The following is an 18136-nucleotide window of genomic DNA, read 5'->3' as shown; positions in this document are numbered from 1 at the left end:
ATAGATGTGTAAAAATTAAGTGACTTCACTACGAAGTTTTATAGCAGCTCTTCAGAAAAACAGGATGACTGAAGCAAACGTAATATAAAGTTCAGCAGCTTCTTCTATTTTTGTTTTTGAGCAAAATCGACAATAAGAGAGTTTCTTATTTTCATGCACGCAAATAAGATAAAGCCTTATTTTCATTTTTGACTTTATTTGAAAATAATATATACTATAAAAATAGTGTACTAGGTTGAATGAATCTATATTAAAGGATCACCATCAGGCAAAGTTGTTAGAGCATTCGCTGGTTATCAGGCATCTATACCTAATCCCTTGCCACTAAAATTTGAATGGGACAATTATTTAGTTAATAGTCTTTCCAGAGCAGATCATATTTTGGGTATGTTATCCAGGGAAGGAGCTAAATTGCCTAACCCTCATCTTCTCATACGACCCTTTATAGCACGTGAAGCAGTTCTTTCAAGTAGAATCGAGGGAACTCAAGCAACTCTTGGTGAAATTTTGGCTCAAGAAGCAGGTGCTAATGTAGATCGCAATCCCGATGATTTACAAGAAGTACGCAATTATATATCAGCGCTCGATTATGGACTAAAACGTTTACAATCTTTTCCACTGTCGCTTCAGTTGGTTAAAGAAATTCACGGAAAACTTATGCAAGGTGTAAGAGGTTCTCACGCAACTCCAGGAGAATTTTGCCGAGTGCAAAATTGGATTGGAAGCCCAGGATTTACAATAGACACAGCAAAATATGTACCACCAATGCCAGGTGAATTGATGGGTTGCTTGGACTCTTTTAAAAAATTTTTACATGATAGAACATTACCCCCACTTATACATATAGATCTATGTCATTATCAATTTGAAGCAATTCACCCATTCTTGGACGGTAATGGACGTATTGGACGTTTATTAATAACGTTACCTCTGATCGAAAGAAAATTATTATCATCACCTCTGTTATACTTAAGTGCATTTTTTGAAGCTACAAGAAGTGAGTATTATGACCAACTTTACAATATAAGCAACAGAGGCACGTGGCATGATTGGTTCTCTTATTTCTTAAATGGTGTAGTACTGCAATCATTGGATGCATTGTCAAGAGCAGAACGAATTAACATTTTGATTGCAAATTGGCAAACCGAAGTTAGTTCTAAAACTGAAGGAGTTGCGAGTGGTATTGTAAGGTATCTCGCTGTAAACCCTTACTTTACTATAAGGAAAGTGGTTGAAAACTTAGGTGTCGTATTTACAACGGCCCAAAGAGCAATCGTAAAGCTTGAAGATTTAGGCATCGTTTCACAAACTTCTCAAGGAAAGAGAGATCGGGTTTATTGTGCAACTGATATTTTGAATATTCTAGAAGAACCAACTAAGATTACAGAGAACTTCGATAGCACATTGTAGCTATTGTAATGAATAAATTCAGCAAACAGCAAGCTTAAAGAGTCTGATCCAATGGACATGCTGAACAAAAAGTAAGGAGCTCCTTTTGGAGGATTATATTAACTTATTAATTAATTGCTTGACTTTTAGCAGGATTTATTATATTATTTATTAATGAGTAATGCAATCAAACCAAGGAGGATAGCATGACTGGTGACGATAACAGAAAAACTTTACAATCGATAATTGCTAGCGAAAATCACAGTATAAATAGAGTTGGAAAGTTAAAAGATTTCCTTAAACAAAACAAAGAAATAACTATTAATAAAGACACATTTGCATGTGCTTTACGATGCCCAAAAACTACAAAGGAAGCGATAGTACACGAAATTCTGCTTCATTTTATACAAAATCCTGGCGAGCAATCACTAGAACAAGTAATACAATACTTAGATGGAGCAATAAAACCTAGGATATATGCAAAAAACAACCCAATAAGAAATCTAGATGAGGAACTTCGTACTCATATAAACTTTAAAGATGAAAAGGGAAATACATTACTACATCATGCAGTTATAGGTAATAAAACTGAAGAAATAATCACCCTTCTTGTTACATATAGTGCAAATCCTTTGATACAAAACGCGGATAATAAAATTCCTTTAGATTTAGCTCAAGGAAAAACAAAAGAAGTGCTTATTAAAAGTATGAAAAAACAAGCTAATACGAAAAAAGAAAGCGCTATGATAGGCAGTTTGGTGCCTGGCGTAATAATTGGTAGTTTTCTTGGTGTTGTACTTGGAGCTGGTGTGTGTGTTGCAGTAAGTCTTTCTGGTGGTATGATACTAGGTGTAATGATAGCACCTGTTCTTGTTGCTAGTATAGCTGTTGGGCTGGCCATGTATTTTTTGAGTCAAGACTATGAACAGGCTAAAGCGATAGAAAAAACTATTAGCACTGTTAGCTCTGAAATATCTGTTGATGGTGCAACTGCCGCAAATGATAAAGAAGTGCCACAACCTACGTATAGCTGACCCAAGCAACACGTCATACCGCGATTCATTCTACAACTGTACGAACATTGTCTAGCAGGAGGGTATCATCCCAGCGCCCCTATGATGTCATTCCAGCGCGTGACGGTGGAATGGCTTTGTTGCATCACACTTTATGAGATGGTGATTTATGGTAAATTCATGTAACTATCTCAAATTTAGCCATACCAATATCAGTGAATTTATTAAGCAAATAGCATTTGATTAGCAGTTCTTTTTCTCGATTTATCTCAGATTTATTCCTAAAACTAAATCCGAATATTTGCTTTAATCTTGAGAAAAACCCTTCAATATAAGATCTTTTCCCATAATTTACTTCTTTTTTCCATTCTTTCATGCCATCTTCACCGTATAATTTTATTAACGTAATAGCAGCATTCCTGTCAGACATATAATCTATTTCTGGATGTTCTGCCGCATTGTTTATTGGTGGAATTTTTGTCTTTATATCATATTCGTTACACAACTTATAAAACTTGTGCCTATCACATGCTCTATCTGCATATAGTGCTTTTATGGCATGCTGAAAATCAACTTCTTTTAGCAAATCACAAGCTCCATAGTGATCAGAGTAGACACCGTTACTGTATTTTACAGCTATGGCTTTTTTGTTGTTTATATTCAACATTACGTGCAATTTTCTCGTTTTCTCATAGCCACGATATTTTCTGTCAGTGCTATTTTCCTTGCTGTGTGTTGTTGTATATACTAATTCCTGTACTGTCTATAGCAATTTCGATATCTTCCATATTATTTTTATCAATTCTGCAATCATTTATCTTAATATTAAGTTTCTTTTGATGCTTGTGAATAGCTGATAACTGCCAAATCTCTTCCTATTTGTTGCAAATACCCTTTTATAAACCCGACTGTTTGTCTTAAACCAATTCTAAAGAAACTGACGATTATATGCACCAAAATCACAACTTTATCACTATAAATATAGTTGCCGCCCTGCATTTTTGGACAATTCTCGTACCAATTTTCTATGGCATCATTGATATAACAAAAAATGCTTCCTCTTTCTTGGAGAAATTTGTTATATTCATGGCAGTTACTGACTCTCATTTTTTGTGGCATATTTTTTCTTCAACAGTTAAATGGCTATTTATAATGAATTTTGTCAGTAACTGCCAGTTCTTTTTACTTGAGCGATGCAACAAAGCCATCCCAGTGTCAGCTACTTGAATGATAACTGCGTTTTTTGCTTTTTTGTCATCGAATACTCCTACTCTTTATGTCATCCAAGTGTCCTGATTACTTGGATCCAGGAAATTTAATTGTTTTAAATTTTGCTCAACGCCCCTCTATACACCTATTTAAATTTTATGTATGTGCAATATAATCTATAATAACGTTGAATTTATTATCAATACAATATATTAAAAAATATTATGAGCTTCGTAAGAGAAAAAAACACCCCTGTGATGGAACAATATTTGAACCTGAAAGCTCAATACAAGGATCATCTGCTATTTTATAGGCTAGGAGATTTTTATGAGTTGTTTTTCGATGATGCTATTAAAGCTGCGAAATTGCTGAATATAGTGCTAACCAAGAGGGGCAATTCAAATGGGCAAGAAATACCAATGTGTGGAGTGCCAGCACACAGTAGCGAATCTTACCTACACAAGCTAATAGATTTAGGATTCAAAGTAGCAATCTGTGACCAATTAGAAACTGCTGATGAAGCAAAAAAGAGGGGCTATAAATCCATAGTAAAACGTGATGTAGTACGAGTTGTAACTCCAGGTACAATTATAGAAGATTCGCTACTGGAGGATAAAAGCAATAATTATCTCGCATCCATAGTTGAACAAAATGACGAATATGCTATTAGTTGGCTTGAATTATCAACGGGAAAATTTTTTCACACTTTAACGAATTTGAAAGCTCTAGATAGTGATTTATTGCGTATATCACCAAGAGAATTATTAATTTCTGAAAAATTCACTGAGGACGAAAAAATTAGATCGATTTTAAAAAATTATAAAATATCAATTACACAACACGCACAGAGTTTTTTTGAGTATAGTAAATCTCACAGAACGTTATGCGAGTTTTATAAAATCAGGGAACTTGGGAGTATAGGAAATTTCAGCAAAGTAGAAATCATGGCGTGCGCTGCACTGCTTGAATATGTCAGAGTAACACAAAGGGGCTCCATTCCAAGGCTTGAATTCCCAAAAACCTATAAGCAACAAAATTTCATGCTTATTGATGCTTCAGCAAGGAGAAATCTTGAGTTGTTTTCAACTCAATTTGGTGAAAAGAAAGGTTCACTAATTTCAGTTATTGATCACACAGTTACAGCCTCTGGTGGACGCCTGCTCAAACAAATGCTCGCTTCACCACTTGCTTGCTCCAAGGCAATCAATTTGAGGCTCAGCACTGCTCAATTTTTTGTAAATAATCATGAGCCACGCAGAAAAATACGAGAGATATTATCTAACATTCCGGATATTGAGAGGTCTTTATCGCGCTTAATACTAGGACGTGGTTCACCAAAGGATATGAACCTATTAAAAATAGGCCTAGGAAAAACTTTAGAGTTATCTGAGTTCTTATGTAAAATTGAATCAGGTGAAAATGAATCTCTCCCGCAACAATATGTCATCCAAGTAGCTGACACTGGAATCCAGATGCAGATTCCAGCGTCACGCGCTGGAATGACAGTAAAATCAGACGAGAGTGAACTAAGCACAATACATAAAAGTCTTGGTAATCATAAAGATCTATTCGAGCTTCTAAACAGCGCTATACTTGATAATAACCTCAGTTCCGTGAAAGAAGGAGGATTTATCAATCCAAAATACAACTCAGAATTATCTGAGTTATCTTATATATTGAACAACAGTAACAAGTTGGTAACTAAGCTCCGTGAGTCTTATCGCGACCTAACTGGCATTGCCGCACTCAAAATATTACACAACAATATACTTGGTTATTACGTTGAAGTGTCAGCAAATCACAAAATAACTTCGGACATATTTATTCATAGGCAAAGCTTAGCAAATAGCATGCGCTACACTACTAATGAATTGAAAGAACTAGAAAATAAAATTCTTACGGCACGTGATGCTGCAATCGGCTTAGAAGTGAAAATTTTTAGTGAACTGTGTAGTGAAGTCGCTAAAGAATCTGAAAAAATTGCTCTTGCTGCAAATGCTTTGGCAAAACTTGATATTAGAGCCACTTTTGCGGAGCTTGCAGTGCAAAATAATTACGTAAAACCCATTATCGATGACAGTAAAGAGTTCAATATCCGCAATGGGAGACATCCAGTGGTTGAAGTTAACGATAAATTCATTGCAAATAGCATCAATTTAGCTGGTATACATCTAATTACTGGTCCTAATATGGCTGGAAAAAGCACTTTCTTGAGGCAAAACGCTCTCATTGCAGTTTTAGCTCACATGGGGTCATTTGTGCCAGCAGAGAGTGCACATATTGGAGTGATTGACAAGATATTTAGCAGGGTTGGTGCAACAGATAATATAACAGCTGGTTATTCTACCTTCATGGTAGAGATGATCGAAACAGCAACGATAGTAAATCAGGCAACAGATCGTTCCTTGGTGATACTTGATGAAATTGGTAGGGGCACAGGAGTGTATGATGGATTATCTATTGCACAGGCAGTGATTGAACATATTCACAATGTAAATAAGTGCCGCGCCATTTTTGCAACTCATTATCATGAATTAACTAAAGTAAGCAAATACTTGAAGAACGTGAAATGTTTTTGTGTAAAAATAAGAGAGTGGAACGGAGAGGTTATCTTTCTACATGAAGTAATTGAAGGCATTGCAGATGAGTCATATGGAATACATGTAGCAAAACTTGCTGGTTTTCCTGATTCTGTTTTAAATAGAGCAAGTGAAGTATTTGAGGAGCTAAAGGCTTAAGAGGAAATTCTGACCTTACCCAGAAAAAGTAGAGAGAACCCTATGATATTATTTTTTGTAACATTGTTATACACGTCATGATAAGGGGGCTGGCAAAATGTGTCAAGTAAGTTTTTCGTTTCTATGTTATCCGTTACTTGGATGACAGAAAAGAGTGCTGGGATGACAGGAGGCAATGTAACCTCATTAAAAACTTAATTTCAGTCCAGTCAAGAGCACATAACCAGAGTTGCTATTTTCTACTTCAGGCTCTTTGGTACTAAATTTTACAATATCGAAATAGTATGAAGTGCCCATAAAAAATGGATATTCAAGGCTTAAAGCATATGATGTTAACTCGTTTGCTGCAATATCCCTACCACTATTGAAATATGTTAAGCTCAATTTACGAGAATCAGAATGGTAAGCAATACCTGCATTCATATAATACGTATTATTTATTTCAGGATTACGCTTCTCACCAGATTTACCGCCATTACCATACGAAAAAATGCAATCAAGATCGAACAATTTTAGCTTCAAACCAAAATTCCAGTGCAGTAATTGATTACGACATTCATAATTTTTAGAAGTTCCATCTGAGCAATCAGTTAAATTTTCTCTTGCAAATTCACCAGTTAAGGCAGTAGTAAAATTTATATTATCTGATAGGCCATTTTTATAGGAAAGGCCAGCAGCAATTAAATTGCTGTACTGTAAGTTATTTTTTCCTGGGACATAACTGAACCCGAGTTGAAAGTTATAGATTTCAGGGGAGATGTAGTTAATTGATGATTGTTTTAACCCTAGTTCGAGTCCATTATAATTACTGTAAATGTTGGGTTTTGCCCAAAATACCTTGTCTTTATCATATCCAGGGCCATTATCTCTGTTTTCGTTACCACGCAAATTTGCATAGTTTGTCCAATGACCATTTACTCCTCCAGCAGCTGTATAAATTTTTGAAGTGTTAATTAACATGCCCTGACTAACTAAACTTCTTTTACCATATTTAATTGATCCAAGCACCTGATTTTTAATGATGAAATACCATTCCTCCATGTCTAACTTTTCTATGTCTAACGCTTTTAGGTTTGCAATACCAGAAACTCCTGCCTTAACATTAAACCCCATTTGAGTATTTGGATAAACTTGCTGTAAATAAAGAAAGCGCAAGTATGAATAACTTGAAGTTTTATCCTTAGCCTTAGCATTGAAAGAACCTCTGTTGAAGGCGTAGCCGAATCTCAAATCTATTTTTCCGTCTAGTTCTACATAAAATATTTCCTTATCCAAAATTGTTCTAGAGCTAGCACTACTCTGCAAAAATAATGATGAAAGCAGTGCTACCAGGTAGTACCTTAACTTCATAAATAAACTTAAATTTTTATAAAAATTTAAGTTTAAACTCAATATAAATAAAAAACAACTTTTCAGAAGGCGCCGCTGGTAGATTTTGCTGCCCGTTTTTGAGCTATATTCCCATAAATTATTGATACACTTGGTAATTTTCGCTTTAATAACTGCTTATTAATGGCAGAATGTATACGATTAATTATTTTAGACGTACTTTTTACATCGCAGTTAATCAAAACAAAAAGCACTTTATTCTCATCAATATACCCTAGAAAATCATCACTACGGCAATTTTTACAAAAATGTTCTATGATAACTTTCAGTGCATCATTTGTCTCACTACAGCTACTATTTAAGCCAATCACTCCTATAGCTGCATTAATTTGATGTTGAAAGGCAAAATTTAATATAACGTATAACTCTAGAATAGTAGACTCATTGTTTGGTATATCGAATAAGTCATGGTTTTTATATTTTTTACCCATTAGATATTCATCTCTAAAGATTCCTAATTTATGAGACAAGCTGATATCACGTATCAATAGCTCATAATTTATTTTATTACTAGCAAATTGTGCAGTGCGGAAAACTTTTACTTTTATCTTTATATCTTCTCCTTTAGCATCAGTTAAGGAAAAACCTATCACTTTAGGTAATACATTAAGTAAATCGTGTCCATTTTCGGTATACTCTAAATAATTCTTCATGTCGTCAGCTGCTCTTGCACTTAAAATATTGATTAACGGCTTATTAAGTAAATTCCCTTCCTCGTATTTTAACAAATTCCTTGCGGCTTGATTGAGCCCTAAAATTAATACGTTTTTTTTCTTATTATCCTGACAAACAGATATCACAGCATCATCTTTCCTTCTTGCAGTTATGAAATCATCCATACTTTCATTCTATACAGCATATTTATAAGTATAATAAGATTATATTAAAATTTACTTACTTATTAATATGCTTGATTAGATATAGATAAAATTTCATACGGGATAGCTTTGTTAGCTATTTTAGGTGGTAATAAATGGATAGTCAAGCAAAATTACATTTGTAACTTTGCTTGACTTATCCGTTTTTTTTATATCTTTATTACAATCATAACCTCTAGCTCTGAGTTATACCCCTTTGTTACATTGTATTAGATGGAAGTAGAACAAGTCACGTTTAGTTGTTCTGAAAGATCTACTATAGCTAACTGAAAAAAGATTACCCCAGAAGGGATAAAAAGGTATAAAATGGCTTTAGATAAGGTAGAATGATGCCAAAGTGAGAATCTGAGGGGACGTGTTTTGAAAGTAGGTAGCTTGTGCTGTTTACCCAGTCTTACCAGTGTGGGGTTTAGCTATCCTTGGCGTTAATTCTCTCGTATGTTTTGCTGGTGTTTTAGCTTTTCATATGAAGCATGAGAAAGAATCAGACAATATTGAGGAGGCTGAAGAAGCAGTTAGGAATTATGGACCACCTCCTCCTTATAGTGAATTTAATAATTCTAATGCGGAACAGCAGTTTGGGAATTGTGAGGGGTTCTAAACCCACAACTATACGAACATTGCAATTTCAGATCCAGTGCCTTGACTACAAATGTTCGTATAGTTGTGAGCTTGACCATAAAATGATTCTTAAGAAAACAAATGCAATTTTTTGCAGGTTTCACGTATGATAAAAATTAACAGTTTTATTTTTAGCCAAATTAATTGAATCAAGCTACAAAACCTGCTAAAGTTAACTTTATGAAAGCACCCTTAGCTCAGTTGGATTAGAGCATTTGACTACGGATCAAAAGGTCGGGCGTTCAAGTCGCTCAGGGTGCACCACATTTTATAGGAAACAGAAGTCACACTTGAAATTAATATATGCAATACCTATCTTTAAAGGTTAAACACTAAACTATTATATATGAGCAAAAAAGACTACTATGATCTGCTGGAAGTAGGAAGAAATGCCAGTATTGATAAGATAAAAAAAGCGTATAAAAAATTAGCGTTAAAATATCATCCTGATAGAAATCCTGGCAATCAAGAAGCAGAGGAAAAATTTAAAGAAGTAACAGCTGCATATGAAGTTCTATCTGACTCTGAGAAAAGGGCAAGCTATGACCGTTATGGCCACGAAGGTGCTTCTGGTGGGTTTCAAGGCTTTAGCTCTGCAGGAGATTTTAGCGACATATTCAATGACTTCTTTGGTGGAGGATTCGGTGGTGGTGCAAGTAGATCAAGAGCAAAGAGGAGCACAACAGGAGTGTCTGGAGCAGACCTACGTTATGATCTTGAAATTACCTTAGAAGATGCATTTAAAGGAATACAAGCGCCTATACATTATGTGACAAATGTAAAATGTGACACATGCCAAGGCACAGGTAGCGAAGAAGCAATTAAACCAGTTCAGTGCCCCACATGCCAGGGAAGCGGTAGGATTAGAACTCAACAAGGCTTTTTTACCATCGAAAGAACATGTACTACATGCTATGGGGAAGGAGAAATAATACAAAATAAATGTAAGAAATGTGGTGGAAGTGGACGTAGAAGAGATGAAGTAAATATATCCGTTTCAATTCCAAAAGGCATAGAAGAAGGAGCTAAGGTAAGGATAAGTGGTAAAGGAGAAGCTGGAACAAGAGGTGGAAAAAGTGGAGATTTATACGTATACGTGAAAATAATTTCCCATAAAATCTTTGCTAAAAATAAAGCAGATTTACACTGTAAAGTGCCTATAAGAATGACACTAGCAGTGCTTGGTGGCGAAATCGATGTCCAATCAATTGATGGAGCTAAAATAAAAGTAAAGGTCCCTGAAGGCACTCAAACTGGTACCAAACTACGTTGTAGGGAAAAGGGTATGCCATATATGAACTCACATGTTCGTGGTGATTTATATGTACAGGTAATAGTTGAGACTTTAAATCCAAAAAATTTAACTAAAAAGCAAATTGAACTATTAAAAGCACTTGAAGAAGAGGAAAATGCAAGTGTACAACAGCAATCTGAAGGGTTTTTTAGTAAAGTAAAAAAAAAATAAGAAATCTGCTAAATGACATGAAGGAGTAACTGTTTACGGGTTTTCATTTAATCCTGCAATTCTTTGACCTTATTAATGGAAAACTTAACAATAGTGTTGATATCAACATTATTAGCCAACAGAAACTTCTTAGTTCCTTTAAATTATGTAAAAGCAATAAATTTCTTTATTTAAGGTCGAAGTTTTGCTATTCTCAGGTTTTAATAATTTAAATTTAATGAATATAAACAAAAATGAGTTTTTATTTCTTCCGCTTGGGGGAGTAGGAAGAATCGGGATGAATGTTAGCCTATATCATTATCAAGGTAAGTGGATTATGATCGACCTTGGTATTGGTTTTGCAGATGAAACTATGCCAGGTGTTGAGCTGCTCATTGCTGATGTAGATTTTATTGCTCAAAGAAAAAAAGATTTGCTTGGAATAATAATTACACATGCACATGAGGACCACTGCGGTGCAGTGCCCCACTTGTGGGAAGAGTTGCAGTGCCCCATATATACAACAAAGTTTACGGTTAATTTTCTTAAGGAGAAACTAAAGGAGTTTCGATTAGAAGGTACAGTACCTGTGAAAGAGGTGGACATAAATGGCAGCACAAATTTGGGTCCTTTTACCGTTGAGTTTATAAATATAACTCATTCAATTCCTGAGGCAAATTCAATATTAATTAGCACTGAAATGGGTAGTGCACTCCATACCGGAGACTGGAAATTTGATCCAAAACCTGTTGTTGGATTAACTTCTAATATAGAGCGTCTAAAAGAAATTGGCGATAAAGGTGACCTGCTTGCAGCAATTTGCGATTCAACCAATATATTAAGCAAGCATCACCCTGAGTCAGAAGGTGAAATTTATAATAACATTTATAACATAATAAAGCGGTCTAAAAAATTAGTTGCTGTTTCGCTATTTGCTTCAAATGTGGCACGAATTGAAACGATAAGCCAAGCTGCAAAAGCACTAAATAGAAAAGTAGTTTTACTTGGTAGATCTTTATGGAGAATAGTGAAGGTTGCGCAAGATAGTGGTTATTTAACTGATTCTCCTCAGTTTCTTGAAGCAAAGGAAGCAGTAAATTTTCCAAGGGAAAAACTGGTGCTACTTTGCACAGGTTGTCAAGGTGAGCCACTGGCAGCAACTTCAAGGCTTGCTAATAAGAGTCATCAAGCATTTAAAATGCAGCAAGGTGATACCATGATCTTTTCGTCAAAAATCATTCCTGGAAATGAAACTCGTGCGTACAACATGCTCAATGCCTTTATTGAGATGGGGGTAGAAGTTGTTACTGAAAAAACAGAGCATGTTCATGCTTCTGGGCATCCAACAAGAGAAGAGTTAAAGGAAATGTATTCTTTAATAAAACCGAAGATGTCTATTCCAGTTCACGGCGAATATATTCACACGCATGCACATGTAAAATTTGCTAAAGAGTGCGGTGTGGCAAAAGCAATAATGATTGCACCAGGTGATATTGTTAATTTGGAGAACGGAGAAAAAGTTGATTCAATCAGTGTTGACTACTTTGGTATTGATGGTATGCTGCTACGTCATCCGGAGAGCAGTGTTATAAAAATGCGTAAAAGAATGAGAGATGCCGGAGTTATTGTGGTAACAGCAGTTGTAAACAAGAAAAATAAATTGCTTACTAAACCGAAAGTATTTGTACCTGGTGTTTTTGAAGTGCTAGAAGATGCAGCTATTATACAGAAAATTGTCAAGAAAGTTGATTCGTTGTTTAGTTTACAGCCAACAAAAAAAATTAAAAATAAGATTGAAAGTTCAATATTGAGTATCTTAAAGGAATATTTACTAAAAAGACCTATAATTGAAGTCCAGATAGAACAGGTATGAAATGAAAGAATGAAGTTATTCGTTCAATTAATATTGCTTGTTTCGTTATTTATTCCTTATTTTACAAAAGCTGCTTTATATGTTGATATAAAAAAAAGCAGTGTTGGTAACATTGGTCTTGTTGTATCTAAATGTACATGTAAAACAGCGCTGGAAAGCGAATTAAGCGAAAATATTGCAAAGGTAATAGGAACAAATTTATCTAATTGTGGCTTATTTAATGTAAAACGTGGCGCGGAAGTTGAATTTAAATCTTGGAAAAGCGATACTGTAGTCACAGTAAGTTTAAGCGAAGTATCTGGTAGTGCATTAGAGCTATCATTTCGTTTATTTGACACTTTTACAAAAAGAGAATTACTTACTCAGTCAGTTGTTTTTCCAGCAAAAGACTGGAGAAAAATTGGTCACCTCGTTTCGGATGTGATACATGATAGATTGATTGGTGAGAAAGGGCACTTCAACACAAAAATCACGTATATTGCTGAAGAAAAAGATAGCAATTATAAATCCGTACGTAAAATTGCTGTGATGAATCAAGATGGAAGTAATATAAAATACTTAACAAATGGCGATAGATTTGTGTCAACACCAAGATTCTCACAAAATGGAAAGGGTATTGTTTATATCTCATACGCAAATGGTAAAAGTTATATAGTATTAAAAAATTTAAAAGACCACACTGAATCAATAATCAGCGCATTTGAAGGAGTTATTTCTGCACCAAGATTTTCTCCTGATGGTAAATCTCTTTTAATTTCCCACTCATTGGGTGGTGAAACGAATATATTATCTTTGGATTTAAGTAGTAAACGGACAAAAAAAATTACTAAAGGTTCAGCTATAAGCACTTCTCCCTCTTTTTCTCCAGATCAAAAGTATATGGTTTTTAGTTCCGATATGAGTGGGAGTCAGCAGCTGTATGTTATCGATTTTACTAACAAAAGTAAAAAACCTAAAAGAATTAGTTTTGGAAGTGGAAGATATGCTACGCCTGTTTGGTCGCCAAAAGGAGATCTGATAGCTTTCACAAAGATTCAGTCAGGAAAATTTTACATAGGGGTTATGAAGCCAGATGGCAAAGAAGAACGTCTACTTTCAGAAGGGCATAAAATTGAATCTCCGGCATGGCTACCAAATGGTAGAGAAATCATTTTCACAAGAACAGAATCACCAAGCAACTCTAAACTATATTTAGTAGACTTAGTAAAGAAAAATCAAAAAATGGTTTCCACTCCCACAAATGCTTCTTTACCGGATTGGTCTTATTCTTGAACTACTGAGCTGCATGCTCCACAGCATTGATTTATTGCCACATTAACAAGATATCCCGCTACACCACCTACTATAGTACCAGCGATTCCTGACAACACAACAGTTGCAATTACTCCAATAGCAGCAATTTCAGGTATAATTCCCATTGTAGCCAGTGTGGCTCCTATAGCGCCAAACAATAATGCTGAGCTTATAATTATCCAGCTCCTCCCTGAAGATTGTTTTTGTGGAGAATTATGTATTAAGATGTATATGAACAAGTAGAGAGAGCAAGCAAAGTTTTGCATATTGATGAAACTAGCCATTATTCTAAAGGTAAACTTGGCTGGTGCTGGGTGTTTGCTAATAATGAAGCAAGCCTTATTAAATTAGCAGACACAAGAGGAGTTAAGTTTCTAGAGAGTAGTACATTTTCTAGTTATAAGAATTTGGTTGTTACCGATAGGTATACGGTTTACAACTACTTCAGTGACGAAAAAAGACAGATTTGTTGGGCACACTTGTTAAGGGATTTCGAAAGGCTATCTACCCACTTTAAATAGTGCTATATTGGGCCTTAACTTGACGCGTATGGTTTATTTAACACTCCCGGTTAAAATAATTACTTAGCAAACAATAGGTTTCATGTAATGGTAACCCTATAACGGAAGAGTAGGAGCCGCGTAAGAACAATACGAACATCCCAGCTAGGCCTTGTATATTGCATCCCCCTGCCCTATTTTTCCACTCTTCTGATGCTAAATAATACTTAATTTCTTGTTCACTGAGACGTTTAAATTTCACTATTGTAACCACAGTTCTAATATGTTGTTTAGATTGATCGGGAGTTAATAGACACACACTGGTATATACTCTATGCCTTCTTCCTGATAACAAGCGGATGCATTTTTCTGCTTGCTCAACGTTTTCAGCTTTAAGCAATATCCTTCTACCACAAGCAACAACTGTATCAACACCAAGCACAAAGTAATTTGGATTTGAACTTTGTATTTTCTCAGCTTTACTTTTTGCCATACGGATTGAGTAATCCTTCGGAAGTTCCTTTTTTAAAGGGGCTTCATCTATGTCTGCTGGCAAAATTAAACCTGGCTCAATATTTATTTGTTTTAGTAAAGCTATACGCCTTTTCGATGATGAAGCAAGAATAAGATTATTTAGAGATCGTTCTGTCACTTGTACCTTTAAGCCTTCTAATGATCCGACCTTTTTTTGCATTCCTATCGTAAATGCTCATCTCAACTAACACCCTATCCCCGATAATGATGCGTATTTTACTTCTTCTCACTTTCCCTGATACATGACAGATAATCTCATGTTCATTGTCCAGTTTCACTCTAAATTCTGCTGCAGGTAGTAAAGCAGTTACTGCCCCTTCCACTTCAAAAATTGTTTTCGATTTCTCGTCTTTTATCATATGTTATATTATAATTTAATAATCTTTTTCAGTCTACTATAGATTTTAAATTATTATCAACACAAAAGACTTTTTGCACCCCACTTAAGTATTTCTCTTGCAACTTAACCCCAACCATCTTCACAATAATGCGAGAGGAAGGTGAGCTACCTACTTACGTTTCTACTCCTTGCCTGTGCTTTGATAGGACTTACGGACCCTAGGACTAGAACTGAACTACAAGGATGATTATCACAATTCTCCTCATTGCTATCATATGCGCTATCATTGTCCCCTTCCTGTGGAACATAAGACTTATTATCAGATTCACTATCAAAGCTTAAAGATCTGGATAACTCTATCTTCTTTCGTGGAACATTATCAGGCTCACTAGAAATGTCTCCTGTTAGAGTATAAAATTGATTGTTGAAGTCTTTTTGTTTATCAGCAAACGTTTCTTCACTTAACTCTTCTACTTGACCACGGAAAAACTCTTTTTCTTTTTCACTGTTTTGTAATTTTTTCATCAGACCTTCAATATCCAAAACTTTACCTCCAATGATGTCGCTCAATGCATCACGGTTCTCTTCCAATTCCTTAATCTCATCTTCATGCTCTCTATCCATGGATTCCAATATTGATGCTACATACTCTTTAAACTCATCATGCATGTTTTCTAACTTTCCTATCTCTTGTTCATAAGATTCCAGTTGTGCTTTATACTCATTTTCCAACCCTAGCATTTGATATTTTAAATTGCTTATAAACTGCTCCTTTTCCTTCATTATGTGTGCTGCTTGGTCTATCTCTTTTTCAAATTCTTTTAATTTGTCTTCTAATTCCTTCTTTTCTGTATTAACACCTTTCAGCTTGTCCTCTAGCTTTCTTTTTTCTTCATACACACTTTTAAGTTCTTCCTCATTCCTTTCCAGGTTTTCTTTAAGCTGCGTTAACTCCTTACGTATTTCATTTATTTCTATCTTGGATCCTCGCTCCTTTTTTTCAAGTTTATCTTTTAAATCACTAGTCTGTTTTTTTAATGCTTCAATTCTTTGCCCAGCTTCCGCAAGTTTCTGATTCACTTCTTTTTTTTCTGCTTCAGCACTTTTTAACTTATTGATTAATTCTTGGGTTACCTTTTCCGAGCATGATAATTCTTTTTGCAGATCTAATACTTGTTTTGAAAACCGTTCTTTATCTTCCTCTATATCCTTATTAGAGCGTTCTAACTTATCAAACTTGTCCTCTAAATCAGACTTTCCTTCCTGCACATGATATAGTTCTTCTTGCGATTTCTTTAATTCACTTTTTAACTCCTCCTTTTTTGCATTAGCAACTCCCAGCTCTTGCCTTAGCTTTCCTTTTTCTTCATATACACTTTTAAGTTCTTGTGCTTTCCCTTGTAGCTCTGCTAACTCTTCATCTTTTTGTGCCAGTTCAGTTTGCAATTTTGTGTTTTTTTGCTCTTCTTTTCCAAACCTGTTTTGTAAATCAGTTATTTGTTGTGAAGCAACTTCTGGTTGAGTTTCAGTGTGCTGTAAATTGACTTCTGTTTGAATTAATGCATTGCTATTAATAGAAGGAGAAGAAGGAAGGCTATTGTCATCATCAACTTTAGGGTCTGGACCTTTCGATTCCCCCCCTGGTTCCTTATCTTGATAGGCCACTATAGATTCATTTTGAAAATTATTATTAGCAGTAGGTACAACATCAGCAGCCTTACCCTTTTCTAGTGATTTCATTACAGCATCATGTAAGACGAGGCCTTGAATATATAATTCATCATTTTGCTTTATTAATTCTAGGATCTCCTCCGATGACACAAAATCTTTACCATCAAATTTTAGTACTTCAGTTATGCCATCGCTACTCACATTCATAATCATGGTACACATTCTGGATCCATTCTCTACAGGCCAAGTGCTTGTCATTTCATAACATGCGCCTTCTTCAAATTTATAACGTCTTTCCTTACCTTCTCGATGAGCGCGTATTTCACGTTTTTTATTGCAATAGATATTCAATTCTTTAATATCTTTCTCTTGCTGTAAAATGTCACTAATTCTTGTTGGCTCACTTCTATTGTAATTAATAAGGTTAACATTCAAAACTCTATTATTATTAATTTCTTCACAGTAAGCTTGAAAATTCACTTTCCATTTTCCAAAATACCTACTTGTAATTTCTTTTCCTTCCTCTACTAATTTTATGTATTTACCTATATTTTCCTCAAAGTACTCACTAACAGGTTTTTCTCTTTCTTTTACTGCTTGATCCACATACATTCGCTTAAAATCATTATCACCTATTAGATCACTAAAACGCCAATTATCATAAGCTTTTTGTATATCAGCAAAGTCCATCCTTCCTCTCAAAAGCGCTAATAACCTTATCTTATCTTCCAAATTTTCTAACTCACAATCTGTTACTATACTACTCAATTGAGAATGAATTTCTTCATAATAGGTAGAATGAGGTATGCAGTCAAAACATTGGAGAAAATTATCGAAACTGCATAACTTTTCATGCAGTTCTTTATCTTCTATAATTGAGCGAAGAAATTTCATTATAGTAAGGCTCCCAATGGAAGGCTCATCTTTTTCTACACAATTGATATGGCTCCCGAGAAGTAGAAACTTAAAAAGCCCAACACCATTGTGGACAAACTTCTTTATATCATTAACACAATCGTTGCCCTGTGGTGAACATAATTTGTCATGCAATTTTTGCAAGTCATTTATTGCCTCAATCACATATTCTGCAACTAATAATTCTCTCGGCTGATCACTTGTTTTTCCTGCCTCTGCTGTTTTTTCTTCCTTAGTCAAACCTCCAATCATAACACACCTCCTTTAACTATATTTATATTATACCAATTAACATATATTCAAAAAAATCAAACTGTATAACCACGTTC

15 protein-coding genes, 1 tRNA gene and 1 pseudogene are annotated in these 18136 nt (G+C 34.9%); 9 read left to right on the top strand and 8 right to left on the bottom strand.

Annotated elements, in window-relative coordinates:
• The first annotated feature begins 387 nt into the window (after nt 1–387).
• Both AAGD91_RS02775 and AAGD91_RS02770 read left to right on the top strand, forming a co-directional pair.
• Nucleotides 388–1410: a Fic family protein gene (locus AAGD91_RS02775; protein ID WP_341821427.1), complete on the top strand. Its 1023-nt coding sequence runs from the start codon at nt 388–390 to the stop codon at nt 1408–1410.
• 185 nt (nt 1411–1595) lie between these two features.
• Complete coding sequence (locus tag AAGD91_RS02770) at nt 1596–2423, top strand: ankyrin repeat domain-containing protein (protein ID WP_341821426.1); 828 nt, start codon at nt 1596–1598, stop codon at nt 2421–2423.
• Nucleotides 2424–2580: 157 nt separating this feature from the next.
• Here the strand turns inward: AAGD91_RS02770 and AAGD91_RS02765 are convergent, their stop codons facing one another.
• On the bottom strand, nt 2581–3069 hold the full coding sequence (locus AAGD91_RS02765; RefSeq protein WP_341820774.1) for a transposase: 489 nt from the start codon (nt 3067–3069) through the stop codon (nt 2581–2583).
• A gap of 158 nt (nt 3070–3227) precedes the next feature.
• Nucleotides 3228–3521 carry a transposase gene (locus AAGD91_RS02760; RefSeq protein ID WP_253309376.1) on the bottom strand — a complete coding sequence of 98 codons (294 nt, stop codon included), beginning with the start codon at nt 3519–3521 and terminating at the stop codon, nt 3228–3230.
• Between the two features lie 314 nt (nt 3522–3835).
• On the opposite strand from AAGD91_RS02760, the gene mutS reads away from it, so the two are divergent.
• Nucleotides 3836–6349, top strand: a complete 2514-nt coding sequence (gene mutS, locus AAGD91_RS02755; RefSeq protein WP_341821425.1) for a DNA mismatch repair protein MutS — start codon at nt 3836–3838, stop codon at nt 6347–6349.
• 186 nt (nt 6350–6535) lie between these two features.
• On the opposite strand, the gene AAGD91_RS02750 is transcribed toward mutS, so the two are convergent.
• A complete protein-coding gene (locus AAGD91_RS02750; RefSeq protein WP_341821424.1) occupies nt 6536–7699 on the bottom strand; it encodes a porin in 1164 nt (387 codons plus the stop codon).
• Nucleotides 7700–7761: 62 nt separating this feature from the next.
• Entirely contained in the window at nt 7762–8577 is an 816-nt protein-coding gene (locus tag AAGD91_RS02745; protein WP_341821423.1) for a hypothetical protein, read from the bottom strand.
• A gap of 505 nt (nt 8578–9082) precedes the next feature.
• Here AAGD91_RS02745 and AAGD91_RS02740 point away from each other — a divergent pair.
• The 5 genes from AAGD91_RS02740 (at nt 9083) to AAGD91_RS02720 (ending at nt 13826) form a co-directional block, all read left to right on the top strand.
• Complete coding sequence (locus AAGD91_RS02740) at nt 9083–9217, top strand: hypothetical protein (protein WP_341821422.1); 135 nt, start codon at nt 9083–9085, stop codon at nt 9215–9217.
• A 206-nt stretch (nt 9218–9423) separates the two neighbouring features.
• Nucleotides 9424–9501, top strand: a tRNA-Arg gene (locus tag AAGD91_RS02735).
• A gap of 82 nt (nt 9502–9583) precedes the next feature.
• On the top strand, nt 9584–10702 hold the full coding sequence (gene dnaJ, locus AAGD91_RS02730) for a molecular chaperone DnaJ (protein ID WP_341821421.1): 1119 nt from the start codon (nt 9584–9586) through the stop codon (nt 10700–10702).
• Between the two features lie 217 nt (nt 10703–10919).
• Nucleotides 10920–12554: a ribonuclease J gene (locus AAGD91_RS02725; RefSeq protein ID WP_341821419.1), complete on the top strand. Its 1635-nt coding sequence runs from the start codon at nt 10920–10922 to the stop codon at nt 12552–12554.
• A 9-nt stretch (nt 12555–12563) separates the two neighbouring features.
• Nucleotides 12564–13826 (top strand): protein TolB, encoded by a 1263-nt coding sequence (locus tag AAGD91_RS02720; protein ID WP_341821418.1) that lies wholly within the window; start codon nt 12564–12566, stop codon nt 13824–13826.
• On the opposite strand, the gene AAGD91_RS02715 is transcribed toward AAGD91_RS02720, so the two are convergent.
• The gene (locus AAGD91_RS02715; RefSeq protein WP_265033945.1) at nt 13817–13972 is read right to left on the bottom strand and encodes a hypothetical protein; all 156 of its coding nucleotides are present in this window, start codon (nt 13970–13972) and stop codon (nt 13817–13819) included. The genes AAGD91_RS02720 and AAGD91_RS02715 overlap by 10 nt on opposite strands.
• A 102-nt stretch (nt 13973–14074) precedes the next feature.
• Here AAGD91_RS02715 and AAGD91_RS02710 point away from each other — a divergent pair.
• Nucleotides 14075–14353: pseudogene (locus AAGD91_RS02710) on the top strand (IS66 family transposase); the annotation flags it as partial.
• 52 nt (nt 14354–14405) lie between these two features.
• Here the strand turns inward: AAGD91_RS02710 and AAGD91_RS02705 are convergent.
• The 3 genes from AAGD91_RS02705 to AAGD91_RS02695 form a co-directional block, all read right to left on the bottom strand.
• Nucleotides 14406–14999, bottom strand: a complete 594-nt coding sequence (locus AAGD91_RS02705; RefSeq protein ID WP_064125248.1) for a Maf family nucleotide pyrophosphatase — start codon at nt 14997–14999, stop codon at nt 14406–14408.
• Nucleotides 14977–15240 (bottom strand): translation initiation factor IF-1, encoded by a 264-nt coding sequence (gene infA, locus AAGD91_RS02700; RefSeq protein ID WP_164224845.1) that lies wholly within the window; start codon nt 15238–15240, stop codon nt 14977–14979. The genes AAGD91_RS02705 and infA overlap by 23 nt, the downstream gene beginning before the upstream one ends.
• Before the next feature lie 146 nt (nt 15241–15386).
• Nucleotides 15387–18059, bottom strand: coding sequence for a hypothetical protein (locus AAGD91_RS02695; RefSeq protein WP_341821417.1), 2673 nt, complete (start codon nt 18057–18059; stop codon nt 15387–15389).
• Nucleotides 18060–18136: the final 77 nt, after the last annotated feature.

Source organism: Wolbachia endosymbiont (group A) of Myopa testacea (assembly GCF_964027115.1).
Lineage (GTDB): Bacteria > Pseudomonadota > Alphaproteobacteria > Rickettsiales > Anaplasmataceae > Wolbachia.
This window is presented reverse-complemented; position numbering and strand designations above follow the sequence as displayed.

What these genes read in the sequence shown, in the direction of transcription:
- AAGD91_RS02775 (WP_341821427.1), top strand. Translation starts at nt 388, where the DNA reads ATGTTATCCAGGGAAGGAGCTAAATTGCCTAACCCTCATCTTCTCATA.
- AAGD91_RS02770 (WP_341821426.1), top strand. Translation starts at nt 1,596, where the DNA reads ATGACTGGTGACGATAACAGAAAAACTTTACAATCGATAATTGCTAGC.
- AAGD91_RS02765 (WP_341820774.1), bottom strand. Translation starts at nt 3,069, where the DNA reads ATGTTGAATATAAACAACAAAAAAGCCATAGCTGTAAAATACAGTAAC.
- AAGD91_RS02760 (WP_253309376.1), bottom strand. Translation starts at nt 3,521, where the DNA reads ATGCCACAAAAAATGAGAGTCAGTAACTGCCATGAATATAACAAATTT.
- mutS (WP_341821425.1), top strand. Translation starts at nt 3,836, where the DNA reads ATGAGCTTCGTAAGAGAAAAAAACACCCCTGTGATGGAACAATATTTG.
- AAGD91_RS02750 (WP_341821424.1), bottom strand. Translation starts at nt 7,699, where the DNA reads ATGAAGTTAAGGTACTACCTGGTAGCACTGCTTTCATCATTATTTTTG.
- AAGD91_RS02745 (WP_341821423.1), bottom strand. Translation starts at nt 8,577, where the DNA reads ATGGATGATTTCATAACTGCAAGAAGGAAAGATGATGCTGTGATATCT.
- AAGD91_RS02740 (WP_341821422.1), top strand. Translation starts at nt 9,083, where the DNA reads ATGAAGCATGAGAAAGAATCAGACAATATTGAGGAGGCTGAAGAAGCA.
- dnaJ (WP_341821421.1), top strand. Translation starts at nt 9,584, where the DNA reads ATGAGCAAAAAAGACTACTATGATCTGCTGGAAGTAGGAAGAAATGCC.
- AAGD91_RS02725 (WP_341821419.1), top strand. Translation starts at nt 10,920, where the DNA reads ATGAATATAAACAAAAATGAGTTTTTATTTCTTCCGCTTGGGGGAGTA.
- AAGD91_RS02720 (WP_341821418.1), top strand. Translation starts at nt 12,564, where the DNA reads ATGAAGTTATTCGTTCAATTAATATTGCTTGTTTCGTTATTTATTCCT.
- AAGD91_RS02715 (WP_265033945.1), bottom strand. Translation starts at nt 13,972, where the DNA reads ATGGGAATTATACCTGAAATTGCTGCTATTGGAGTAATTGCAACTGTT.
- infA (WP_164224845.1), bottom strand. Translation starts at nt 15,240, where the DNA reads ATGATAAAAGACGAGAAATCGAAAACAATTTTTGAAGTGGAAGGGGCA.
- AAGD91_RS02695 (WP_341821417.1), bottom strand. Translation starts at nt 18,059, where the DNA reads ATGATTGGAGGTTTGACTAAGGAAGAAAAAACAGCAGAGGCAGGAAAA.